We start from the raw sequence: 21,033 nt of genomic DNA on the forward strand, positions 1-21,033 counted from the left end.
CGGCCCGGCGGGTCTAGAACTGCAGCGCGCGGTAGCGCCAGTCCAGCACCTGCCGGTCCGGCTCGCCCACCGCGTAGACCAGCGAACGCAGCGTCAGCACGCCCGTGTCAGCCGATTCGACGTGCAACTCGCTGTACAACGTGTCGCCCGCGTGCACCGGGCCGGTGTGATCGCAGGACTCCCAGCCCAGCACCGTGGCGAGGTTCGGCAGCAGCCGGTTGGCCTGCGCGAACGCCAGCCCGATGGTGTGTCCGCCGTACACCAGCCGTTGCCCGCCCACCCGCGAATCATGATGTGTGGCAGCGATGTTCAGGGTGAGTCGGGCCAGCTCGGGGGCACTGCTGACCACGTCGCCGGTGCTGTGCAGCACCGTACCGGCCAGCTTCGGGTCGAAGTGCGGGCCCGGCACCTTGCGGCGGAAGGCCTCGCCGTCCCAGGTTTCGGTGGGGTTCACCGCCGGTGGGACCGCCTCGAGCGCGGACAGGTCGTCGCCGCGGGTCGCGGCGTCTTCGGGCGCCCAGCCCGGCCCGGCCGGCAGCATCGCGCAGCGGTAGAAGTCCAGCACCAGTTGATCGGCCTGGTCGATCGTCGTCATGCGCAGTGCCGCCATCCCGGTGGGCGCCCGGCCCGCCTTGGCCGTGTTGGCGCGCAGACCCACGACTTCGGTCCGGGTGTAGAGGGTGTCGCCGATCACCGGGAACCGGTGGAACGTCAACCCGCGGTAGAACAGATTGGCTTTGACCCGCTGGGTGGCCAGCGTCGACTGCCCGATCGCCACGTCGCAGACCAGCCCCGGGTGCGCCAGCGCGGCCGGTGCGCCTGTCACCGCGAAGCACAGGTCGGCGTCCAGGGCCAGCCGCAGCCGGTCCCCGATGATTCCCTGATGCGCGGCGGCCAGCCCCGGCGACAGGGTGACCGAAGGCGCCCAGTCGAACACCTGCCCCACGGCGAGATCGTCGAAGTAGGGGCCGCCCTCGCGCACCGCTGCATACCCGTCAGTCACGGAATGCCATGCTGGCAGGCTGTCTCAGCGAGGGTCAAACACGCGCCTCGCCGAGAGTGAATATGACGACGCGACACGCCGGTCGCACGTCGCCCCGTTCACGCTCGGCCGACAGCGGGAAGGAGTCGGGTGAGTACTGAACTCAACGAAGACGAGGCGATGCTGGTGGCCACCGTGCGGGCGTTCATCGACCGCGATGTGCGGCCCACCGTGCGGGAGGTCGAGCACGCCAACACCTACCCCGAGGCCTGGATCGAGCAGATGAAGCGCATCGGCATCTACGGCCTGGCCATCGACGAGGAGTACGGCGGTTCACCGGTCTCGATGCCGTGTTATGTGCAGGTGACCCAGGAACTCGCCCGCGGCTGGATGAGCCTGGCCGGCGCCATGGGCGGGCACACCGTCGTCGCCAAGCTGCTGACCCTGTTCGGCACCCCGGAGCAGAAGCGAAAGTATCTGCCGCTCATGGCCACTGGCGAACTGCGTGCCACCATGGCGCTCACCGAACCGGGCGGCGGCTCCGATCTGCAGAACATGACCACCACCGCGCTGCCGGCCGCGGACCCGGATACGTTGGTGGTCAACGGTTCCAAGACCTGGATCAGCAACGCACGCCGCTCCGGGCTGATCGCGCTGTTGGCCAAGACCGACCCGAACGCCACGCCGCGGCACCAGGGCATCTCGGTGCTATTGGTCGAGCACGGGCCGGGTCTGACGGTGTCGCGGGACCTGCCCAAGTTGGGCTATAAGGGCGTGGAATCGTGCGAGCTTTCGTTCGACGACTTCCGGGTTCCGGCTGCTGCCGTGCTGGGCGGCGTTATGGGCAAAGGGTTTTCGCAGATGATGAAGGGCCTGGAGACCGGACGGATCCAGGTGGCGGCCCGGGCGCTGGGCGTGGCGACCGCGGCGCTGGAGGACGCGCTGGACTACGCCCAGCAGCGTGAAAGTTTCGGCCGGCCGATCTGGAAGCATCAGGCCGTCGGGAACTACTTGGCCGACATGGCAACGAAACTCACCGCCGCTCGCCAGCTCACCCGCTATGCGGCGCAACGCTACGACAGTGGGCAGCGCTGCGACATGGAGGCGGGCATGGCCAAGTTGTTCGCCTCGGAGGTGGCCATGGAGATTGCGCTGAACGCGGTTCGCATCCACGGCGGCTACGGCTACTCCACCGAATACGACGTCGAGCGCTATTTCCGGGACGCGCCACTGATGATCGTGGGCGAGGGCACCAACGAGATCCAGCGCAACGTCATCGCCGCACAGCTGGTGTCGCGCGGCGGAATCTGAGCGCAACGCGGGTCCGCTTCGGCCTGCCCGCACGCCGGTGGGTGCGCTATATTTGCCTGACTCGCCGCGAGGCACCAGCAAAGTGGCGACCCAAGGGAAGGCAGCGGCCATGAGTTATCCGTCGGACCCGTACGGCGCCAACCCGGGTTGGCAGGGCCAGCCGCCGCCGGGCTACGGCGGGCCGCCGGCTTACGGAGCCGGCCCGGAGCCGGACAACTACCTGGTGTGGGCGATTCTGAGCACCGTGCTGTGCTGTCTGCCGGCCGGCATTGTGTCGATCGTCTACTCCACCAAGGTCTCCGGGCTGTGGGCACAGGGCCGCTACCAGGAGGCTCAGGACGCCTCGCGCAACGCCAAGAAGTGGGCCATCATCAGCGCCATCGTCGGTGCGGTGGTGATCGTGGTGTCGATCATCCTGTACGTGGTGCTGATCGCGGTGGCCGTGTCCAACGCGCCGTCGACCACCTACACCACCTATTCCGGCTACTGAGCAAAGCCGATCGCGTCCACCAGACCCCACGCCAGCGCCGTCTGAGCGTCGACGGTGTGACCGGAGAGCACGAGATATGCGGTGCGCCAACGGCCTATGCGCCTGGTGACGCTGACCGTGCCGCCCGCACCGGGTAGCAGACCCAGGCCCAGTTCGGGCAGGCCGAACACGCAGTCCGGTGCCGCCTGCACCCACCCGCAGAACGCCGCCATCTCCAGTCCGCTGCCCAGCACCCGTCCGTGCACCTGCGCGCGGCACGCCGGCCCGAGCCGGGTGGTGAGTTCGTCGAGCACCAGCGCGGGGCTGTGCCGGGTGCGTGCCAGGTGAGCGCTGGCCGGGTCGGCGAAGCTGCCGAACTCGGCGAGGTCTCCCCCGCTGCAGAACGACGGGCCGTTGCCGCTCAACACGATTCCGGTCACCGACGGATCCAGCTGCGCCACCGCCAGCGCCTCCAGCAACGCCGCGCGGGTGCCGGTACAGAAGGCGTTGTGCCGCTCCGGCCGGTTGAAGCTGATCCGCAGGATGTCGCCGTCGCGTTGCACGGTAACGGGATTGACGCTGTCCGGCACCCGGGCGGGTCCGCGCTGCGCGAGCCAGCGGGCGAACTCCGGGCCGGACTGCAACGTCGAGTAGGCCAGGGACTCGGTGACCAGGCCGGCCAGGGTGGCCCCGGCGGGGTCCAGGCAGCGCAGTACGTCGTCACAGACCGCGCTGGCCAGCGGCCACTGCCGGCAACGTTGCGTCAGCCCGGCCAGCACCCGGGGCACCGAATCGACGACGACCACCCGGGGATCGTCGGACCGTTCCTCTGACAGTGTGAAAGTCGCTGTGTCCAGCCAATACTCGCTGTGCGGCGATCCGAAGGCGACGATCACCCCCGGCGGCACAGCCGTGTCGGGCTCCGGCGCGAGGGACAGATCGACTACCCGCAGGGTCACACCGAATACTTCTCGATCAACTCGTTCTTGTAGAGCTTGCCGGTGTCGGTCCGCGGCAGTTGCGCCTCGAACACGATCGAGCGCGGACACTTGAAGTGCGACAACCGTTCTCGCAACCACTGCGACAGCTCCCCGGCGAATGCCTCGGTGGCGTCGGCCGGGTCGACGGTCTGCACCGCGGCCATCACCCGCTGACCCATCTCGTCGTCGGGGACGCCGAATACGGCCGCGTCCAACACCTTCGGGTGGGTAACCAACAGGTTCTCGGTCTCCTGCGGGTAGATGTTGACTCCGCCGGAGATGATCATGTGGTGGCGGCGGTCGGTCAGGTAGAGGTACCCCTCCTCGTCGAGAAAGCCGATGTCCCCGACGGTCATCCAGCCGTGTGTATCGCGCGAGGCCGCGGTCTTCGCCGGGTCGTTGAGGTACTCGAAGGAGTACCCGCCTTCGAAGTAGATCTCGCCGGGATGCCCGGGCGGCAACTCCTTGCCGTCCTGCCCCAGGATGTGCAGCGCGCCCGCCATGGGCCTACCCACCGAGCCCGGATGGGCCAGCCACTCGTCGGCGGTGATCAGCGTCGAACCGATGGCCTCCGAGGACGCGTAGTACTCGTCGACGATCGGGCCCCACCACTCGATCATCTGCTTCTTGATCAGCACCGGGCACGGCGCCGCCGCATGCATCACCCGCTTCAGACTGGACAGGTCGTACGAGTTACGCACGGCCTCAGGTAGTTTCAGCATCCGCACGAACATGGCCGGGACGAACTGGCCGTGGGTCACCCGGTAGCGCTGGATCGCGTCCAACGTCCCTTCGGGATCGAATTTCTCCATCACCACGGTGGTGAGGCCGGCCGCCTGCACGGTCAGCGACCACACCGACGGCGCGGTGTGATACAGCGGCGCCGGGCTCAGGTACACGGTGTCGAGGTCCATCCAGAACCCGACCAGCGCCGACATCATGCCCGGCGCGTCTTCCGGTGGCACATGGGGCAATTCGCGCTTGATGCCCTTGGGCCGGCCGGTGGTGCCGGACGAGTACTGCAGCAGGTCGCCCTCGATCTCGTCGGGGATCGGGGTATCCGGTTGATCTGCAACGCAATCCGGATAGCATTGCCAGCCCTCGAGGTCCCCGTCGGCAAGGAGCAGCACCCCCGGCAACCCCTTGGGAAGGTGCTCACCGAGTTCCGCACAGAGATCCCGCATCGCCGCCGAACCGACGATTGCCTTGGCGTTGCTGTTGTCGACGATGTAGGCCGCTTCGGCCGCGGCCAGATGGGTGTTGATCGGGACGTAGTACAACCCGGCGCGCCGGGCCGCCCACATCACCGCGTGCATGTGTTCGTTGTTCTCCATCAGAATCGCGACGGCGTCACCTTCGCGCAGCCCGTGAGCACGGAAGTAGTGCGCCAGCCGGTTGGCGCGCGCCTCGAGTTCCCCGAAAGTCACCACGGTGCCCGACGGGTACAGGATGACGGCCGGCTTGTCGGGATGGGCCTGCGCGTGCGGGCGAATCTGCATGGCTGAATGCTACGAAGTCAGCCAACGAACGGTGCGCGCACCGTCGGCAACACATGCCGGCGGTTCACCAGCAGCGCGCCGATGGTCAGCACCGCATACACCCCGCTGAGCGCCAACCGGCCCTCGGTCGACGCGACCGGGAACTGCACCACGAACAGCGCCAAAAGTGCCCACGCCGTGTAGCGGTGGAAGCGCAGCGCCAGGATCAGCGCCACCCCCATCAGGGTCTGGGTCGCGGTCAGCAACATCTCCTCGATCTGCCTGCCGTCCAGCACCAGCGCGGCGCCACCCCCGCCGGCCAGATGCGCGATCGGCAGCGAGCCCACCAGCAGGGTCCACTGGTTGACCTTCGACGAGATCAGCGTGGCGATCGCCGCGGTGCCCTTGCCCCGGCCGGCGAAGATGATCGCGATCACGAATTCCGGCGCTTCCGACGCCAGCGGCGCCAGCCATTGCACCAGCAGGAACCGGTCGACGCCCAGCTCGGTGCCGGCCCCGATCAGGCTCTCCGCGAACGGTTTTGCGCACGCCAGCACCACCCCGGCGGCAACCGCGAACAGGGTTATGACGGCAATGCGGCGGGTGCGGTCGGGCAGGGCGCCCAGGGCCGCGGCGGTGCCCATCAGTTCGGGCTCCTCCACGACGCCGCGGCTGAGCCGGTAGAGATAGAACCCGAACCAGCCCAGCAGGGCGATGCCGAGCGTGATGTGGATGCGGCCGGTCGCCGGAACCGCGAACGCGGCGATTCCCGCGACCAGCAGGAAACCCAGTTCCACCCGGTTGCCGCGCTCGAGTTGCAGCGCAGCCGTCGGCCCACTCGCCTTCCGTGCCACCCACAGCGCCACCAGCACCACCACCGGCCAGCCGAGGCCCATCAACAACCGGTTGGAGCCGGTCATGTTCGCCGCGGCGTATTGAGTGTATTCGGCGTGGGAGCCGGACTGGTAGGCGTAGTACAGGTCGACGGCGTATTCCGGCAGCACCGCGATCAGGGCGAGGACGGCGATGGCCAGACCCCCGGAGACGTCGATCTGCGCCGCCTCCGCCGCCCAGGCAAGCAGAAAACTCGCCGCGACGACGGCCGCCCCGTAGACGACCAGCGACACCACCGGCGCGGGGTGCAGCCCGGCACAGCGCACGACCAGCGCCGGTGCGATGAAAATCAGGGTGGTCAGCAGCGAGCGCAGCAGTGCGTCTGCGGGGGTCCGGGTCCGACGGCGTTCGGCGATCAATGCCATTAGCGTCCTTCGGTTCCTGCGATCCGGGCCCCGTCGGCGTCGGCGAGACCTCGGACCGACAATTTTGTCGGCCGAAGGTCTCGCTCGCCGGAAACTTCCCGGTGGATGACCGGGCGTCCGAACTGAATCCGGAACCGCCAGTATGTCGACCATCCGCAGTCGCCGACTTGATGTCGACGATCTGGAACTACTCCCCTTCGCTACACCGAGGCTAACCTTATTTCGGACGCCTGGCAACTTAGCGAAGCTACGAGTTTTGCGATGTCATCTGCCAATATTTGCTGATCAACGCCCTAAAAATAAAACTTCGCAGACCCGAAGAATTTGATTTGGCAAACCGCTAACTGAACGTGCCGCCGATGATGGCCGAGTCGGTGGCTGCCAGTTCGGCAACCAGGGCCGCCTCTCGGGCAGCTATGCGGGCGGCGGTCGCGGCGTCGTAGGCGAGTGCCGACGAGAGATCGTTGACTGCCCTGACGGGCTCACCCGCCATGAGATCCAGCGTCGCCGTCCCGAATCCGTTCTGGGTCGCCGCTGCCGCCTTGACCAGCTCAGCCTGGGTGTCGCCGACCGCGTGTCCGATCGCGGCCGCGTCAGCCTGATAGATCCGCTGGGGCAGTCCGACCAGATCTTCGACCGTGGCCTGGTGCAGGGCATTACTCGGACCGGCGGGCAGTGCAGCCGCCGGTGCCGGCAGACCGGCCAGAATGGCGATGTCTTCGCGGATCAGCTCCCCGGGCAGGGACAAGTCTTCGACGCCTAACCGCGCCACCGTGTCCGCGTCATAGGCGACAGCCGACGCGACGTCTCTGGCCGCTGCCACGGGGTCACCCGCCATAACGGCCGCCTGGGCCGCTCGCAGACTGCTCTCGGTCACGGCTTCGGCCCGCAACAGCTGAGTCTGGTTGTCGGCGAGCACACGATTGACCGACGCCGCGTCGGCTCGCAGCGCCGCGCCGAGATCGTCCGCGGCGGCAGGCAGCGCGACGGGCGCGGTGGCCGGCGGCCTGCTGCCCGGCGCGGCCAGGATGTCGATGTCCTTCATGAAGATCTGCGCGGGCAGAGCGGCATTCTCGGCGAGCAGTCGCCCTGCCGTCTGGGCGTCGTAAGCGACTGCCGAGCCAACGTGCCACCACGCGCCCGGCCGCCCGAACCGAGCCTCGACGGCCGCCGCATCCAGCGCTCCCCTGGTGAAGCGCGCCGCGCCGGCGACCTCGGCGTCGTTCGCCGCCACCCTGGCACTCACCATGGACCCGTTGGTTTCGACCACCCGCCCGATGCGCGCGCCGATATCGCCGAGTGCCTCCTGCCACGGCGCGATCTGAGCTGCCGCGGCCGACGCCGCACCGTGATACCCCACCAACGCGGACACGTTCTGCGCCCACAACTCGTCGTAGGCGCCTTCGATGGCCGCGATCAGCGGACCGTTGAGGCCCAGGAAGTTCGACCGGATCGCCGACACGAACTGCAGGCGGTTCGCCCGGACCGCGACCGGATGCGCCACCGCGGCCTTGGCCGCCTCGAAAATTGCGGCCACCGATTTCGCCTGGGTGGCGGCGGTCACGGCCCGAACCGCCGCTCCGTTCAGAAAGTCCCGGTATCGAGCGGCCACGGCCGTCATCGCCACCGATGCCGGCCCCTGCCAGGCCCCGCTCGCCAGGTTGGCCGTCACCGAGCCGAAAGATGCTGCGGCCGAACCCAATTCATCGCCCAACCCGGCCCAGGCCGCGGCCGCACCCAGCATCGGCCCGGACCCCGCGCCGGAATACATCTGGGCGGACGTGATCTCGGGCGCCAACATCGCGAAACTCATGGCCGGGACTCTACGACGGAGTACCGCGCCGAATTGACGTTTCCGCAGAAACAGCCGGACCAGCGGTTACTCCGCGTCGCGCAGCCGCTCCTTGAGCGCGTCGAACTCGTCCCGGATGCCCGTCGGCAGCTTCTCGCCGACGAACTCCAGCCACTCCTCGATCAGCGGCAGTTCCGCGCGCCACTCCTCGGTGTTGACTTCCAGCGCCGCCGCCACGTCACCGGCCTCGACATCCAGGCCGTCGAGGTCCATGTCCTCGGCCGCCGGAACGGTGCCGATCGGGGTGGTGCGCCCGCCGGCCTTGTGCTCGATGCGGTCGACGATCCACTTCAGGACGCGGCTGTTCTCGCCGAAGCCCGGCCACAGGAAGCGGCCGTCGTCGCCGCGGCGGAACCAGTTGACGAAGAACACCTTCGGCAGCTTCGACTCGTCGGCGTTCTTGCCGAGGTTGATCCAGTGCTGGAAGTAGTCGCCCACGTTGTAGCCGAGGAACGGCAGCATGGCCATCGGGTCGCGGCGTACGTTGCCGACCTTGCCCTCGGCAGCGGCGGTCTGCTCACTGCCCAGGGTGGCACCGATGAACACACCGTGCTGCCAGTCGCGGGCCTCGGTGACCAGCGGGACGGTCGTCTTGCGGCGACCGCCGAACAGGATGCCGGAGATCGGCACGCCCTGCGGGTCGTCCCACTCGGGAGCCAGGATCGGGCACTGCGACATCGGGGTGCAGTAGCGCGAGTTGGGGTGCGCGGCTTTGGTTTCCGTCTCTCGGATGTACCAGTCGTTGCCCTTCCAGTCGATCAGGTGGTCGGGCTCGCCCTCCAGCCCTTCCCACCAGACCTCGTGGTCGTCGGTGAGCGCGACATTGGTGAAGACGGTGTTGCCGGCGGCCATGGTGCGCATCGCGTTGGGGTTGGACTTCCAGTTGGTGCCCGGCGCCACCCCGAAGAAGCCGAATTCGGGGTTGACGGCGTACAGACGGCCGTCCTTGCCGAACCGCATCCAGGCGATGTCGTCGCCGAGGGTCTCGGCGCGCCAGCCGGGGATGGTGGGCTGCAGCATCGCCAGGTTCGTCTTGCCGCACGCCGAGGGGAACGCGGCGGCGAAGTAGTAGGCCTTGTTCTCCGGCGAGATCAGCTTGAGGATCAGCATGTGCTCGGCGAGCCAGCCCTCGTCGTGGGCCATCGCCGAGGCGATGCGCAGCGAGTAGCACTTCTTGCCGAGCAGCGCGTTGCCGCCGTAGCCGGAGCCGTAGCTCCAGATCTCGCGGGTCTCCGGGAAGTGGGTGATGTACTTGGTGTCGTTGCACGGCCACGGCACGTCGGCCTGACCCTCCTCCAAAGGCGCGCCCACCGAGTGCAGGGCCTTGACGAAGAACCCGTCGTCGCCGATCTTCTCCAACGCGGCCTTACCCATCCGGGTCATGGTGCGCATCGAGACGACGACGTACTCGGAGTCGGTGATCTCCACGCCGAGCTTGGGGTCATCGGCGCCCAGCGGGCCCATGCAGAACGGCACCACGTACATGGTGCGGCCACGCATGCAACCGCGGTACAGGTCCGTCATGAGCGAGCGCATCTCGCCCGGGTCTTTCCAGTTGTTGGTGGGACCGGCGTCAATCTCGTTCTCGGAACAGATGAAGGTGCGCGACTCCACGCGGGCGACGTCGGACGGGTCGGACAGGGCCAGGTATGAGTTGGGGTGCTTCTCCGGATTCAGCCGGGTGAAGGTGCCGGCCTCGACCAGCTGTTCGGCCAGCCGGTTGAACTCCTCCTCGGAGCCGTCGGTGAACACCACCCGGTCGGGCTGAGTGAGTTCGGCGACCTCCTGCACCCAGGACAGCAGCCCCTGATGGTTGGTGGGTGCGTTGTCCAGGCCGGGGATGGTCGCTGAGGTCATCGAACTCTCCTGAATTCTGGTGCTCGGTAATCGTCGGTTCCAGTGGCATGCGTGTTCAGCACACTTAACGCTTTCTTATTCAGATTATCGCGCATCACTTGTCGCGTAAGTCCCAGGAGGGTATAAGCCTGCTCACAAGACCGATTCAGAAAGGTCTGTTTTCGTACCGCGTCGAGGTTTCGGCCCGAGAGATTCCCCGCTGCTTCGGTATACCCGGTTCGCCGAGTTCTGCCCGCACCGCGTCGAGCGCCGCCTGGATGGTCGGCATCTCCCGGTCGCGCACCGCCGCGGCCCGCGCCGCGGCCAGCGCATGTTCGCGCAGCTCGCCGTCGATCGCGCTGACCTGGTCGGTGACCCGGACGTTCTCCGCCTCATCGTGGGCGGTGACCTCGGTGCTGAGCAGCGACTCGGCCGCCAGTACCCGGCCGGCCACCAACTGTTCGACGACCGCACGCAGCGATGCCGTCGCGTCGTCCGCCCAGCGGTCCAGCGCGGCGCGGTCGCTGAGCAGACTGCGTACACTCACCACCCACGCCGTCGTCGCCAGCCCCACCGCCACGCACGCGGCGATTCCCGCGGCGGTCAGCCCCGGGTGCAGGCCGGCTGTCAGACCGGCGATCAGCCGACTCAGCGTCAGCGCCACCCCGAGCCCGAACACGGCGCCGAAGACCATCATCAGCCGCATCTCGAGGCGGCGTGACTTGAGCTGAGGTGGCGAGACCGGGACCGTCGGTATGTTGACCGGCGGCAGGTCCAGCGGCGCCCCCATGGCCGACGCGACCTCGGCTAGGTGGGCGTCGGCGGCCGCGACGCTCTCCCCCGCCGCCTCATCGAGCCGGGCCTGGGCAGCGGAGGCGAATCCAGGGATCTGCCGCCGGGACAGCCCCGCGATGTCCTCCTGGAGTTCACCGCGCAGCGCGGCGGCCCGGTTGCGCGCGCCGTAGGACAGCTGGACCCTGGCCTGCTGGATCTGTCCGCGCAGCGTGATGGTGCGCTCGGATCGCGACTGGCGCCGTTGCCGCAGGGTCGCGCTGCGCTCGTCGCGCAGGGCGTCGACCCGCGCTTGCCGGCCGGCGCCGTCGGCGTCCCGGTCGAAGCGCTGGGCCACCGTCCGCAGCCGCGATTCCCAGGCCCGCAGCCGGTTGCGGCGGACCAGATCGGAGTCCGCGAGTTGAGCGGCGACGATGACGACCAGGTCGTCGACCTGCGGCCGGCCCACCTCCGGAGCGGCCGCGGCGCCGACCCACGGCACGTTGCCGTACCGCGGTGCGTGGGCAGCCAGCGTGTCCCGATTGGCCTCGAGCACGTCGCGCCAGCCGAAATGGACGTCGATCTTGGCCAGCACGGCCACCACGGCGTCGGTGTTCTCGGCCGCGGCGTCCAGCAGCAGGCAATCGGAGGCGGTCATCGGGGCCGACGCCGACACCACGAACACCACGCCCTGCGGGGCCTCGCCGGCCCCCAGCTCGCCCGACTCAACGAACGTCCGGTGCGGAATCCGTTGTCGCAGCGCGGCAGCCACGCTGCTGACCCCGGCCAGCCACGGCCCCGTCACCAGCACCACGTCACGCCGGTTGATCGCCGGCGGACCCAGGTTCGGCCCGACGGCCGCCACCATGGCATCGACGCGGGCCGCGGGATCGTCGCGGGTCACCTCGGCCCCTGAGACCACAGGCGCAACGCCCCCCTGGCGATATCCGCGCCGCAGGCACGGTGCAGGCCACTGCCCGCCGAACGGCGGTAGCGCTGCCAGTGCGCCGCACGCTGCAGCGGCTCCTCCGGGCCGGCTTCCAGCCCGCAGGCCTGCGCGGCGTCCAGCGCGGCGGCCATCCGGGCGACCACGGTGTCGTCGGAGCTGAGGAATTCGCCAATGGACGGATCCGTGACCGCCAGGGCCTCCAGCTCGGTGACGGCGTCGAGCACCCGGCGGTAGCGCGCCGGAGCTCCGGCGGCGACAAGCCGGTCGACCACCTCATCGAAGCCGCTGAGGCGTCGCCACAGCGCCCGCACCTGCGCGGGCCCGCTCCCCTGCCGCAGCGCGGCGACCCCCAGGGCGACCCCGAACAGATCCAGGCCGGCCAGCAGCTCTCGCGGTATCGGAGCCGGCGCGGGTTCCGCGGCCAGCGCGCGCAGCGCCGCCCAGCGCGCGGCGCCGGGGTCATCAAACGCGTCGAACGCAGCAAGGGCCAGCAGCCCGCTCATCGGGAGCACCGGCACCCCGAGACGTTCGGCGAACTCGGGGCACCGTGCGCTCGCCGCGGCCATCGGGCCGTCACCGCCGAAGCCGGTCAGGTCGGCCTTGTTCAGGACCGCCAGCACCGGGCCCGGCGCCGAGTCCTCTGGTTTGACCGCCTCGGCGATGACCTGAACCTCGAGGTCCGCGCCGCTTTCCACCACGGTGAACCACCGGCTCAGGGCGCGCGCGACCGTGCTGCGCCCCACCCCCCGTCGCCCGCGGACCGTCACCCGCAGCGGCGCCGCAACCCGTTCGGCCACCGCCACAACACGCTGGTCAGCGGCCCCCCGGGTGAATCGCATCAGCTCGTCGGCGAAAATCTGCTGCCCCCCGTCCCCTCGATGTGCACCCGCACCGAATGGTGGCATCTACCTCGCCGGCGCGCGAGCCAGGTCCCCGCCTGATACCAGCCGAAGGCAACTGTTGGGTATCAATCTGGACCAGAGGCGGCTACACCCGGCCTTCATGGGCCACCATGGACGGATGCACGCGCAACCCGGGGTTGGGTTACGGCCCGACGCGCCCTGGGGCTATCTGCCTGCCTCGAGTTTCCGGTCGCGGCGTTCGGCCCTGTCCGACGCCCAGCGCCAGACCTGGGAGCGGCTGTGGCCGCAGCTCGGCCGTCAGGCCGACACCCCGCCAGGCGAGACCCCGGACGCACCTCTGGATACCCGGGCCTGGTTCGGCCGCAGCGCGCCGCTCGTGCTGGAAATCGGGTGCGGCAGCGGAACGTCGACGCTGGCGATGGCGCAGGCCGAGCCGGACATCGACGTCATCGCGGTGGAGATCTACCGCCGCGGCCTGGCGCAATTGCTGTGCGCCATCGACGCCGAGCAGGTGAGCAACATCCGGCTGATCCGCGGCAACGGCGTCGACGTGCTCAAGAACCTGATCGCCCCGCAATCGCTGACCGGGGTTCGAGTCTTCTTCCCCGACCCATGGCCGAAGGCGCGCCATCACAAGCGCCGGCTGCTGCAGTCCGGCACGGTTTCCCTCATCGCCGATCGGCTACTCCCCGGGGGTGTGCTGCATGCCGCAACCGATCATCCCGGCTACGCAGAGCACATCGGGGAGGTCGGCGATGCGGAGTCCCGGCTCGTCCGGGTCGGCAGCGACACCGAGTCACTACCGATCTCCATCAGTCGTCCCACTACCAAGTACGAGACGAAGGCTCAAGAAGCGGGCAGCCACGTCTGCGAGTTCGTATGGAAGCGGATCTGAGCACATGAGCATTACTGAAGAAGTGGAAACGGAGTCCTCCGATTCGCTGGCACCCATGCTGAGCCTGGCCGAGCCGATTACCAAACCGGTCAAGCGGGTCCTGCTGGTGTGGGACGCCCCGAATCTGGACATGGGCCTGGGCTCGATCCTGGGCCGGCGGCCCACGGGGGTGGAACGGCCCCGGTTCGATGCGCTGGGGCGCTGGTTGCTGGCGCGGACCGCCGAGGTCGCGGCCGGTAGCGGCGTAGCCGAAGATTTCCGGGTCGAGCCGGAGGCCACGGTGTTCACGAACATCGCACCGGGCAGCGCCGAAGTGGTGCGGCCCTGGGTGGACGCCCTGCGAAACGTCGGTTTCGCCGTCTTCGCCAAACCCAAGATCGACGAGGACAGCGACGTCGACCGCGACATGCTCGAACACATTGACCAGCGCTTCGCAGAAGGCCTCGCGGGCCTGGTGGTGGCCTCGGCCGACGGTCAGGCGTTCCGCCTGCCGCTGGAGGCGGTGGCCCGCGCCGGAACCCCAGTACAGGTGCTCGGATTTCGTGAACACGCCAGTTGGGCGCTAGCGTCGGATACCTTGGAGTTCGTCGACCTGGAGGACATTGCAGGCGTTTTCCGGGAGCCACTGCCGCGAATCGGCCTCGATTCGCTACCTGAGCAGGGGGCTTGGCTGCAGCCGTTCCGCCCGCTGTCGTCGCTGTTGACCTCGCGTGTGTGACAACCAAAGATCAAAACGCGGGTCGTTGAGGATCCAGTAAGGAGCTTACGTGTTCGCCTGGTGGGGTCGAACTGTGTACCGGATCCGGTACATCGTAATCGGGGTCACGGTGGCTCTGTGCCTGGGCGGTGGCATCTTCGGTCTCAGCCTGGGCAAGCACGTGACGCAGAGCGGTTTCTACGACGACGGCAGCCAATCGGTGAAGGCCTCGGTGCTCGGCGACCAGGTGTACGGCCGCGACCGTACCGGCCACGTCGTCGCCATCTTCCATGCGCCTAACGGCAAGACCGTCACCGACCCGGCGTGGTCGAAGAAGATCTCCGACGAGCTGAACCAGTTCGTTGCCGACCATCCCAAAGAGGTGTTCGGCTGGGCCGGTTACCTGCGCGCACCCGACAGCACCAGCTCGGTCATCAAGGGCATGGCGACCGACGACAAGAAGTACACGTTCGTGTCGATCCCGCTCAAGGGCGACGACGACGACACGATCCTGACCAACTACAAGACCATCGAGCCGGCACTGCAGAAGCTCGACGGCGGCACCGTCCAGCTGGCCGGCCTGCAACCGGTCGCGAGCGCGCTGACCGGCACCATCGCCACCGACCAGCGCCGCATGGAGGTGCTGGCGCTGCCGCTGGTGGCGGTCGTGTTGTTCCTGGTCTTCGGCGGCGCGGTCGCGGCCTGCCTTCCCGTCATGGTCGGCGGTCTGAGCATCGCCGGTTCGCTGGGCATCCTGCGGTTGATCGCGATGTTCGGGCCGGTGCACTTCTTCGCCCAACCGGTGGTCTCGCTGATCGGTCTCGGTATCGCGGTGGACTACGGGTTGTTCGTGGTGAGCCGGTTCCGGGAAGAGATCGCCGAGGGCTACGACACCGAGGCCGCGGTACGGCGCACGGTGATGACGGCGGGCCGGACGGTGGTGTTCTCGGCGGTGCTGATCGCCGCTTCGGGTGCCAGCCTGTTGTTGCTGCCGCAAGGTTTCGTGAAGTCGCTGACCTACGCCCTGATCACGGCGGTCTCGTTGGCCGCGATCCTGTCCATCACGCTGCTGCCCGCCTGCCTGGGCGTGCTCGGCAAGCACGTGGACGCGCTGGGTGTGCGGACCGCCTTCCGGGTTCCCTTCCTGCGGAACTGGAAGGTCTCGCGGGCCTACCTGAACTGGCTGGCCGACCGCCTGCAGAAGACCAAGACCCGCGAAGAGGTCGAAGCCGGGTTCTGGGGCAAGCTGACCAACTTCGTCATGAAGCGCCCGCTGGCGTTCGCGATCCCGATCGTCGTGGGGATGATCCTGCTGATCATCCCGCTGGGCAACATGTCGCTGGGCGGCATGAGCGAGAAGTACCTGCCGCCCAACAACGCGGCGCGCCAGTCGCAGGAGCACTTCGACAAGCTCTTCCCCGGCTACCGGACGAATCCGCTGACGATCGTGATCGAGTCGACGAACCATCAGCCCGTCACCGACCAGCAGGTTGCGGACGTCCGCAGCAAAGCGATGCAGATCAGCGGGTTCATCGAGCAGGACAACGACCCGTCGAACATGTGGCAGGAACGCCCGCAGGCGCCGGGCGGGTCCAAGGACCCGTCGGTCCGGGTGCTGCAGAACGGGTTGCAGAACCCGGCTGACTCGTCGAAGAAGCTCGAGGAATTACGCGCGATAACGCCACCCAAGGGCATCGAGATACTCGTCGGCGGGACGCCGGCGCTGGAACAGGACTCGATTCACAGCCTGGTGGACAAGGCGCCGCTGATGGTGCTGGTACTGATCAGCACGACCATGGTCCTGATGTTCCTGGCGTTCGGATCGGTGGTGCTGCCGATCAAGGCAGCGGTGATGAGCGTGCTGACGCTCGGGTCCACGATGGGCATCCTGACGTGGATATTCATCGAAGGCCATGGCGCCGGACTGCTGAACTTCACGCCCACGCCGTTGATGGTGGTGATCATCGCGCTGGTGGTCGCGGTCGGTTACGGCCTGGCGACCGACTATGAAGTGTTCCTGGTGTCCCGCATGGTCGAGGCACGCGAAAACGGCATGTCCACCCAGGAATCGATCCGCATCGGCACGGCCACCACCGGTCGCCTGATCACCGCGGCCGCGCTGGTCCTGGCGGTGGTTGCGGGTTCGTTCGTGTTCTCCGACCTGGTGATGATGAAGTATCTGGCGTTCGGTCTGATGGCGGCGTTGCTGCTGGACGCGACCGTGGTCCGGATGTTCCTGGTTCCGTCGGTGATGAAGCTGCTCGGCGACGACTGCTGGTGGGCACCGCGCTGGATGAGACGCCTGCAGAACCGCATCGGCCTGGGCGAGATCCAGCTGCCCGACGAGCGCAAGCGTCCCGCCAGCAAGACACGGCCGCCGGTGACGGCCGGACTGGTGGCGGCCGGTGCCGGTGCGCCGCGCAAGCCGCACGACCCGACCCACCCGGCCGCGTTGACCCGGGCAGCCCAGCCGGAGCTGGCGCCCGCGTCGCCGTCGCCGTCGCCTGCGCCGCAGGTTCCGGTGCGCGCCACTCCGCAGGCCACCGAGGCTCCCACCACACGGCTCTCGGCGCCCGGGGCTACCCGCAACGGCCCGGCGCCCCGTCCGGCCGGCCGCGGCCCCGCGCCCAAGAACGCCACCCCGCCCTCTGCCGGCGAGACGAACAAGATGCCGGTGGCAGGCAGCCGCCCGGAACCCGCCCCGGCACCGGACGCGTCCGACAAGACCGCGGCCCTGCCGGCCCAGCGGCCCGAGGGTGACGATTCCGAGACGGCCACCGAGAAGCTGAACGCCCGCGGCATCCAGGAGGACGGCACGGTGGACACGTCCCGCCGGCGTCGTACCGGCGGCGGTGGGCTGTCCGCGCAGGACCTGCTGCGTCGCGAGGGCCGGCTCTAGAGGGCTCGTTTTTCCCGGCGAGCGCCCGCGTTTGTACGGCGACACGCCGCATTCGGTGTACATTTGCGCGCCCTCGCGGCCCGGCTGGATGAGAATCGTTGGCTATGCGCAACTTTCGACCGGTCAGCGGTGCCTTCGTCGCAATCGCTGCAGTGCTCGGCACCGCCCTGCTCGGCGCTGCTCCGGCGAACGCCGACGGCCCGGTACAGGTGAAAAGCCGCATGGGCGACGTCTGCCTGGACGCACCGGACAGCAGCTGGTTGACAGCGGTAGTGGTCAACCCCTGCAACGGGGCCGACTCCCAGCGCTGGAATCAGAACGGCGAGCAGCTGGAGAGCGTGGCGTTTCCCGGGAACTGCCTGACGTCGCCGAACGAGGACCGGTGGACGGCACACCTCGGGCCCTGCCTGAACTGGTTCAACCAGCACTGGAGCCCGCAGCCCAACGGCCACATCATGATCAGCCTGGACGGGTGCCTCACCGTCCTGGGCGGCCCGAACCCAGGCACGTGGGTGTCCACCCGGTTCTGCGGCGGCGACGTCGACCAGGGCTGGGATCTGGTGCCCTAAGCGTCCCGTTTGTCCGGCTTGTCCGGTTTAGCCTGCAAAATCGCCGACACCTCTTCGTCGTTGGCCTGCTCTGCCGCCTCGGCCTCCGGATCGCGGGCCAGCAGCACCTGCATCGCGTTGTTCAGGAATGCCACCGTCGGAACGGACAGCAACGCACCGACGATGCCGGCCAGCACACCGCCGGTGGAGATCGCCAGCACCACCGCCAGCGGGTGAATGGACACCGCACGGCCCATCACCAGCGGCTGCAGTATGTGCGCTTCGAGCTGATTCACCACGATCAGCAGGCCGAGCGTCAGCAGCGCGTAGAGCATGCCCTTGGCCAGCAGCGCCACCACCACGGCCAGCAAACCCGATACCAGGGCACCGATCAGCGGCACAAAGGCACCCAGAAAGACGATGGAGGCCAGCGGCAGCGCCAACGGGACCCCCATGATCGCCAACCCGGCGCCCACACCGGCCGCGTCGGTCAGCGCGACCAGGAAGGTGGCCCGGATGTAGCCGGTCAGGGCGCCGTACCCGGCGTGACCGGCCGCGTGCACCCGGTCGCGGACGTGGGCCGGGAAGATCTTCTGCACGTATTGCCAGATGTTGCGCCCGCCGTACAGGAAGAAGATCAGGGTGAACAGCACCAGGACGGCCGCCGTGACCAGTTCGGTGATGGTGGCGGCGGTGGACAGCGCACCGCTGGTGAGCTTCGCCTGGTTGTTGCGCAGGGCTTCGATCGCCGCGTTGCCCGCGTTGTCGATCTGCTCGCGGCGCAGGTGCGCCGGGCCCTCGATCAACCATCTGCGGCTGCTGTCGATGCTGTGCTCCACCTGCTTGACCAGATCGGGCACACCCACGATGAACTGGCTGACAACGAACGCCAGGATGCCGCCCAGGATCGCGAACCCGCTCAGCAACACCATCGTCACCGCGGCGCCGCGCGGCAGACCGTGCTCGTCCAGCCAGTCGACCGCCGGCACCAGCAAAGCGCTGAGCATCAACGCCAGCAACACCGGCACCACGATGACTTCGAGCCGGTCGACGACCCACAGCAACGCGACGGCGGCGGCGACGATCACCAGCAGTCGCCAGGACCACGCCGCGGTCTTGCGAACCAGGGGGCTTACCGCTTCGTCGTCCACCGTTGCCGACATTGGGCCAGCCTATCGGGATCTCCCGCAAACCCGGCCGCCACGATCCGGTTACGACCTCAGAACAACGCCGACACGTCAGCGACGTGCAACGATGCGCCGGAGGCCGGCCCGGCTACCCTGATGCGATGTCGTCTGACGCCGGTGCCCGCAAGTTTGCGGGCATACGCCTCGCCCGGGGCGAGAAGCCGGCGCGCGGCAAATACTGGTGGCTGCGGTGGGTGGTGCTGTCCGTCGTCGCGATCGTGCTCGGCGTCGAGGTGATTCTGGTGCGCGACCAGCTGGCCAAGGCGTGGACGAGTCTGTTCGAGGCCAACTGGTGGTGGCTGGTCGCCGCGATGGCGGCCGCCGCGGCGTCGATGCACAGCTTCGCCCAGATTCAGCGCACGTTGCTGCGGTCCGCCGGCGTGCACGTCAAGCAACTTCGCTCGGAAGCGGCCTTCTACGCGGCCAATTCGCTGAGCACCACGCTGCCCGGCGGTCCGGTGATCTCGGCGACGTTCCTGCTGCGCCAGCAGCGCATCTGGGGCGCTTCGACGGTGGTCGCGTCCTGGCAGCTGGTGATGTCGGGCGCCTTGCAGGCGGTCGGTCTGGCCGTGCTCGGGCTGGGCGGCGCATTCTTCCTGGGCGCGCGGAACAACCCGTTCTCGCTGCTGTTCACCCTCGGCGGCTTCATCGCGCTGTTGTTGCTGGCGCAGGCGGTGGCGTCCCGCCCGGAGCTGATCGAGGGTATCGGCAGCAAGGTTCTGTCCTGGGTCAACTCCATCCGCGGCAAACCGGCAGACACCGGCCTGGACAAATGGCGCGAAATCCTGATGCAGCTGGAGTCGGTGAGCCTGAGCCGGCGCGACCTGGGCGTGGCGTTCAGCTGGTCGCTGTTCAACTGGGTCGCCGACGTCGCGTGCCTGGGGTTCGCGGCCTACGCCGCCGGTGACCACGCCTCGGTCGCCGGCCTGACGGTCGCTTATGCGGCGGCCCGCGCCGTCGGGACGATCCCGCTGATGCCGGGTGGCCTGCTGGTGGTGGAAGCGGTGCTGGTCCCCGGGCTGGTGTCCAGCGGCATGGGGTTGCCGAACGCGATCTCGGCGATGCTGATCTACCGCCTGATCAGCTGGCTGTTCATCGCCGCGATCGGCTGGGTGGTTTTCTTCTTCATGTTCCGCACCGAGAAACTCGTCGCGGACGGCGACGACGACCCGCCCACCGATCCCGAACTACGCGTGCCGGACCTGCACGCCATGGCCGACCCGGCCGACTCGGCGCTGCAGGGACCGTTGCCGCCGCTGGACCCGGCTGGCTAGCTAGCCGCCCGGTTTTGGCGCGGGCTTCGGCGCGCTGGTCGGCGCCGCGACGGCGGGCACGCCCGGCACCGGCGCCGTGCCGGCGGCGGGCGCGGGGCCCGGCAGCGGCGCAGCGGGAGCACCGCCGGCCGGCAGACCCGGCAGTCCGCCCCCGCCCTGGGCCGCCTGCACCATGCTGAGCGCCTGCGGCAGCGAAATCGGCAGCTTGCACTGGGTGCCCAGCTTGTTCAGCGGGTTGGCCAGCCCCTGCATGTCCAGAGCCACCTTGGGATTTGCCTCGAAGTAGGTCTTGATCGTCCCGAGCGACTGCGGGCCGGCCTGGTCCTGCAGGGCGCTGGTCATCACCTGGTTGGTCTCGGGGTGCGAGTCCAGGTAGTCGCCCGTCGACTTGGCCACCGAGCCGATGGTGCGGGCCACCTCGCTGGCCGCGCACGGGTCCGTCGAACCGGTCGCCGCGGGCGCCGAAAGAACGGCGCTGCCGGCGCAGGACAACCCGGTCGCGGCCACGACGGCGAACAGTCCCCGGCGCAGGAAGGGCGTACTTGGCATCAATGACTCCTCACGATTCGCCGCCCGAAGTCCCCCCACCGGCGGCCACCGACATCCTGCCATCCCGCCCGGTGGGGCCGCCAACTCAAGCGGACGGCCCACCTCGATCACGACTTAACAACGATCCCGCCAAACCGGTGTCGTCGCAGCTCAGCAACCGATAAGCAGAGCTAGGACTCCGGGCACTCGGGTAGGCTCGCGGGCACGTGCTGCGCAAGAAACACGGGGAGATAG

Annotated in this window: 17 protein-coding genes; 7 read left to right on the forward strand and 10 right to left on the reverse strand. The window is 68.5% G+C overall.

Annotated features, from left to right (window positions below; all coding sequences use genetic code 11):
* Window positions 1-13 precede the first annotated feature (13 nt).
* Complete coding sequence (locus AO501_RS06900) at window positions 14-1,003, reverse strand: MaoC family dehydratase (RefSeq protein WP_055577020.1); 990 nt, start codon at window positions 1,001-1,003, stop codon at window positions 14-16.
* A 129-nt stretch (window positions 1,004-1,132) separates the two neighbouring features.
* Here AO501_RS06900 and AO501_RS06905 point away from each other — a divergent pair, with 129 nt between their 5' ends.
* Together AO501_RS06905 and AO501_RS06910 are read left to right on the forward strand one after the other, a co-directional pair.
* The gene (locus AO501_RS06905; RefSeq protein ID WP_156452364.1) at window positions 1,133-2,293 is read left to right on the forward strand and encodes an acyl-CoA dehydrogenase family protein; all 1,161 of its coding nucleotides are present in this window, start codon (window positions 1,133-1,135) and stop codon (window positions 2,291-2,293) included.
* Between the two features lie 109 nt (window positions 2,294-2,402).
* On the forward strand, window positions 2,403-2,783 hold the full coding sequence (locus tag AO501_RS06910; RefSeq protein WP_055577021.1) for a CD225/dispanin family protein: 381 nt from the start codon (window positions 2,403-2,405) through the stop codon (window positions 2,781-2,783).
* Here AO501_RS06910 and AO501_RS06915 read toward each other — a convergent pair.
* The 7 genes from AO501_RS06915 to AO501_RS06945 all read right to left on the reverse strand — a co-directional run bounded on the left by AO501_RS06915 (window position 2,777) and on the right by AO501_RS06945 (window position 12,792).
* Entirely contained in the window at window positions 2,777-3,715 is a 939-nt protein-coding gene (locus tag AO501_RS06915; protein ID WP_055577078.1) for an enoyl-CoA hydratase/isomerase family protein, read from the reverse strand. The genes AO501_RS06910 and AO501_RS06915 overlap by 7 nt on opposite strands.
* A gap of 2 nt (window positions 3,716-3,717) precedes the next feature.
* The gene (fadD4, locus tag AO501_RS06920; protein ID WP_055577022.1) at window positions 3,718-5,241 is read right to left on the reverse strand and encodes a fatty-acid--CoA ligase FadD4; all 1,524 of its coding nucleotides are present in this window, start codon (window positions 5,239-5,241) and stop codon (window positions 3,718-3,720) included.
* A gap of 17 nt (window positions 5,242-5,258) precedes the next feature.
* Window positions 5,259-6,479, reverse strand: coding sequence for a sodium:proton exchanger (locus AO501_RS06925; protein ID WP_055577023.1), 1,221 nt, complete (start codon window positions 6,477-6,479; stop codon window positions 5,259-5,261).
* Between the two features lie 340 nt (window positions 6,480-6,819).
* Entirely contained in the window at window positions 6,820-8,292 is a 1,473-nt protein-coding gene (locus AO501_RS06930) for a PPE family protein (protein WP_055577024.1), read from the reverse strand.
* A gap of 66 nt (window positions 8,293-8,358) precedes the next feature.
* Entirely contained in the window at window positions 8,359-10,188 is a 1,830-nt protein-coding gene (locus AO501_RS06935) for a phosphoenolpyruvate carboxykinase (GTP) (RefSeq protein ID WP_055577025.1), read from the reverse strand.
* Between the two features lie 145 nt (window positions 10,189-10,333).
* Window positions 10,334-11,806 carry a hypothetical protein gene (locus tag AO501_RS06940; protein WP_055577079.1) on the reverse strand — a complete coding sequence of 491 codons (1,473 nt, stop codon included), beginning with the start codon at window positions 11,804-11,806 and terminating at the stop codon, window positions 10,334-10,336.
* 32 nt (window positions 11,807-11,838) lie between these two features.
* On the reverse strand, window positions 11,839-12,792 hold the full coding sequence (locus AO501_RS06945) for a hypothetical protein (protein ID WP_055577026.1): 954 nt from the start codon (window positions 12,790-12,792) through the stop codon (window positions 11,839-11,841).
* A gap of 97 nt (window positions 12,793-12,889) precedes the next feature.
* Here AO501_RS06945 and trmB point away from each other — a divergent pair, with 97 nt between their 5' ends.
* The 4 genes from trmB to AO501_RS06965 all read left to right on the forward strand — a co-directional run bounded on the left by trmB (window position 12,890) and on the right by AO501_RS06965 (window position 17,810).
* The gene (gene trmB, locus AO501_RS06950) at window positions 12,890-13,645 is read left to right on the forward strand and encodes a tRNA (guanosine(46)-N7)-methyltransferase TrmB (protein WP_055577027.1); all 756 of its coding nucleotides are present in this window, start codon (window positions 12,890-12,892) and stop codon (window positions 13,643-13,645) included.
* Between the two features lie 4 nt (window positions 13,646-13,649).
* Window positions 13,650-14,363, forward strand: coding sequence for an NYN domain-containing protein (locus AO501_RS06955; protein ID WP_055577028.1), 714 nt, complete (start codon window positions 13,650-13,652; stop codon window positions 14,361-14,363).
* Between the two features lie 49 nt (window positions 14,364-14,412).
* Window positions 14,413-17,241 carry an MMPL family transporter gene (locus AO501_RS06960; protein ID WP_055577029.1) on the forward strand — a complete coding sequence of 943 codons (2,829 nt, stop codon included), beginning with the start codon at window positions 14,413-14,415 and terminating at the stop codon, window positions 17,239-17,241.
* A gap of 104 nt (window positions 17,242-17,345) precedes the next feature.
* Window positions 17,346-17,810, forward strand: a complete 465-nt coding sequence (locus AO501_RS06965) for an RICIN domain-containing protein (protein ID WP_055577030.1) — start codon at window positions 17,346-17,348, stop codon at window positions 17,808-17,810.
* On the opposite strand, the gene AO501_RS06970 is transcribed toward AO501_RS06965, so the two are convergent.
* Entirely contained in the window at window positions 17,807-18,952 is a 1,146-nt protein-coding gene (locus tag AO501_RS06970; RefSeq protein ID WP_055577031.1) for an AI-2E family transporter, read from the reverse strand. The genes AO501_RS06965 and AO501_RS06970 overlap by 4 nt on opposite strands.
* 125 nt (window positions 18,953-19,077) lie before the next feature.
* Here AO501_RS06970 and AO501_RS06975 point away from each other — a divergent pair, with 125 nt between their 5' ends.
* Window positions 19,078-20,250 carry a TIGR00374 family protein gene (locus AO501_RS06975; RefSeq protein ID WP_055577032.1) on the forward strand — a complete coding sequence of 391 codons (1,173 nt, stop codon included), beginning with the start codon at window positions 19,078-19,080 and terminating at the stop codon, window positions 20,248-20,250.
* Here AO501_RS06975 and AO501_RS06980 read toward each other — a convergent pair whose 3' ends face one another.
* Window positions 20,251-20,799 carry a hemophore gene (locus AO501_RS06980; protein WP_055577033.1) on the reverse strand — a complete coding sequence of 183 codons (549 nt, stop codon included), beginning with the start codon at window positions 20,797-20,799 and terminating at the stop codon, window positions 20,251-20,253.
* Between the last annotated feature and the right edge of the window lie 234 nt (window positions 20,800-21,033).

This window comes from Mycobacterium gordonae (assembly GCF_001417955.2).
Classification (GTDB): Bacteria; Actinomycetota; Actinomycetes; order Mycobacteriales; family Mycobacteriaceae; genus Mycobacterium; species Mycobacterium gordonae_B.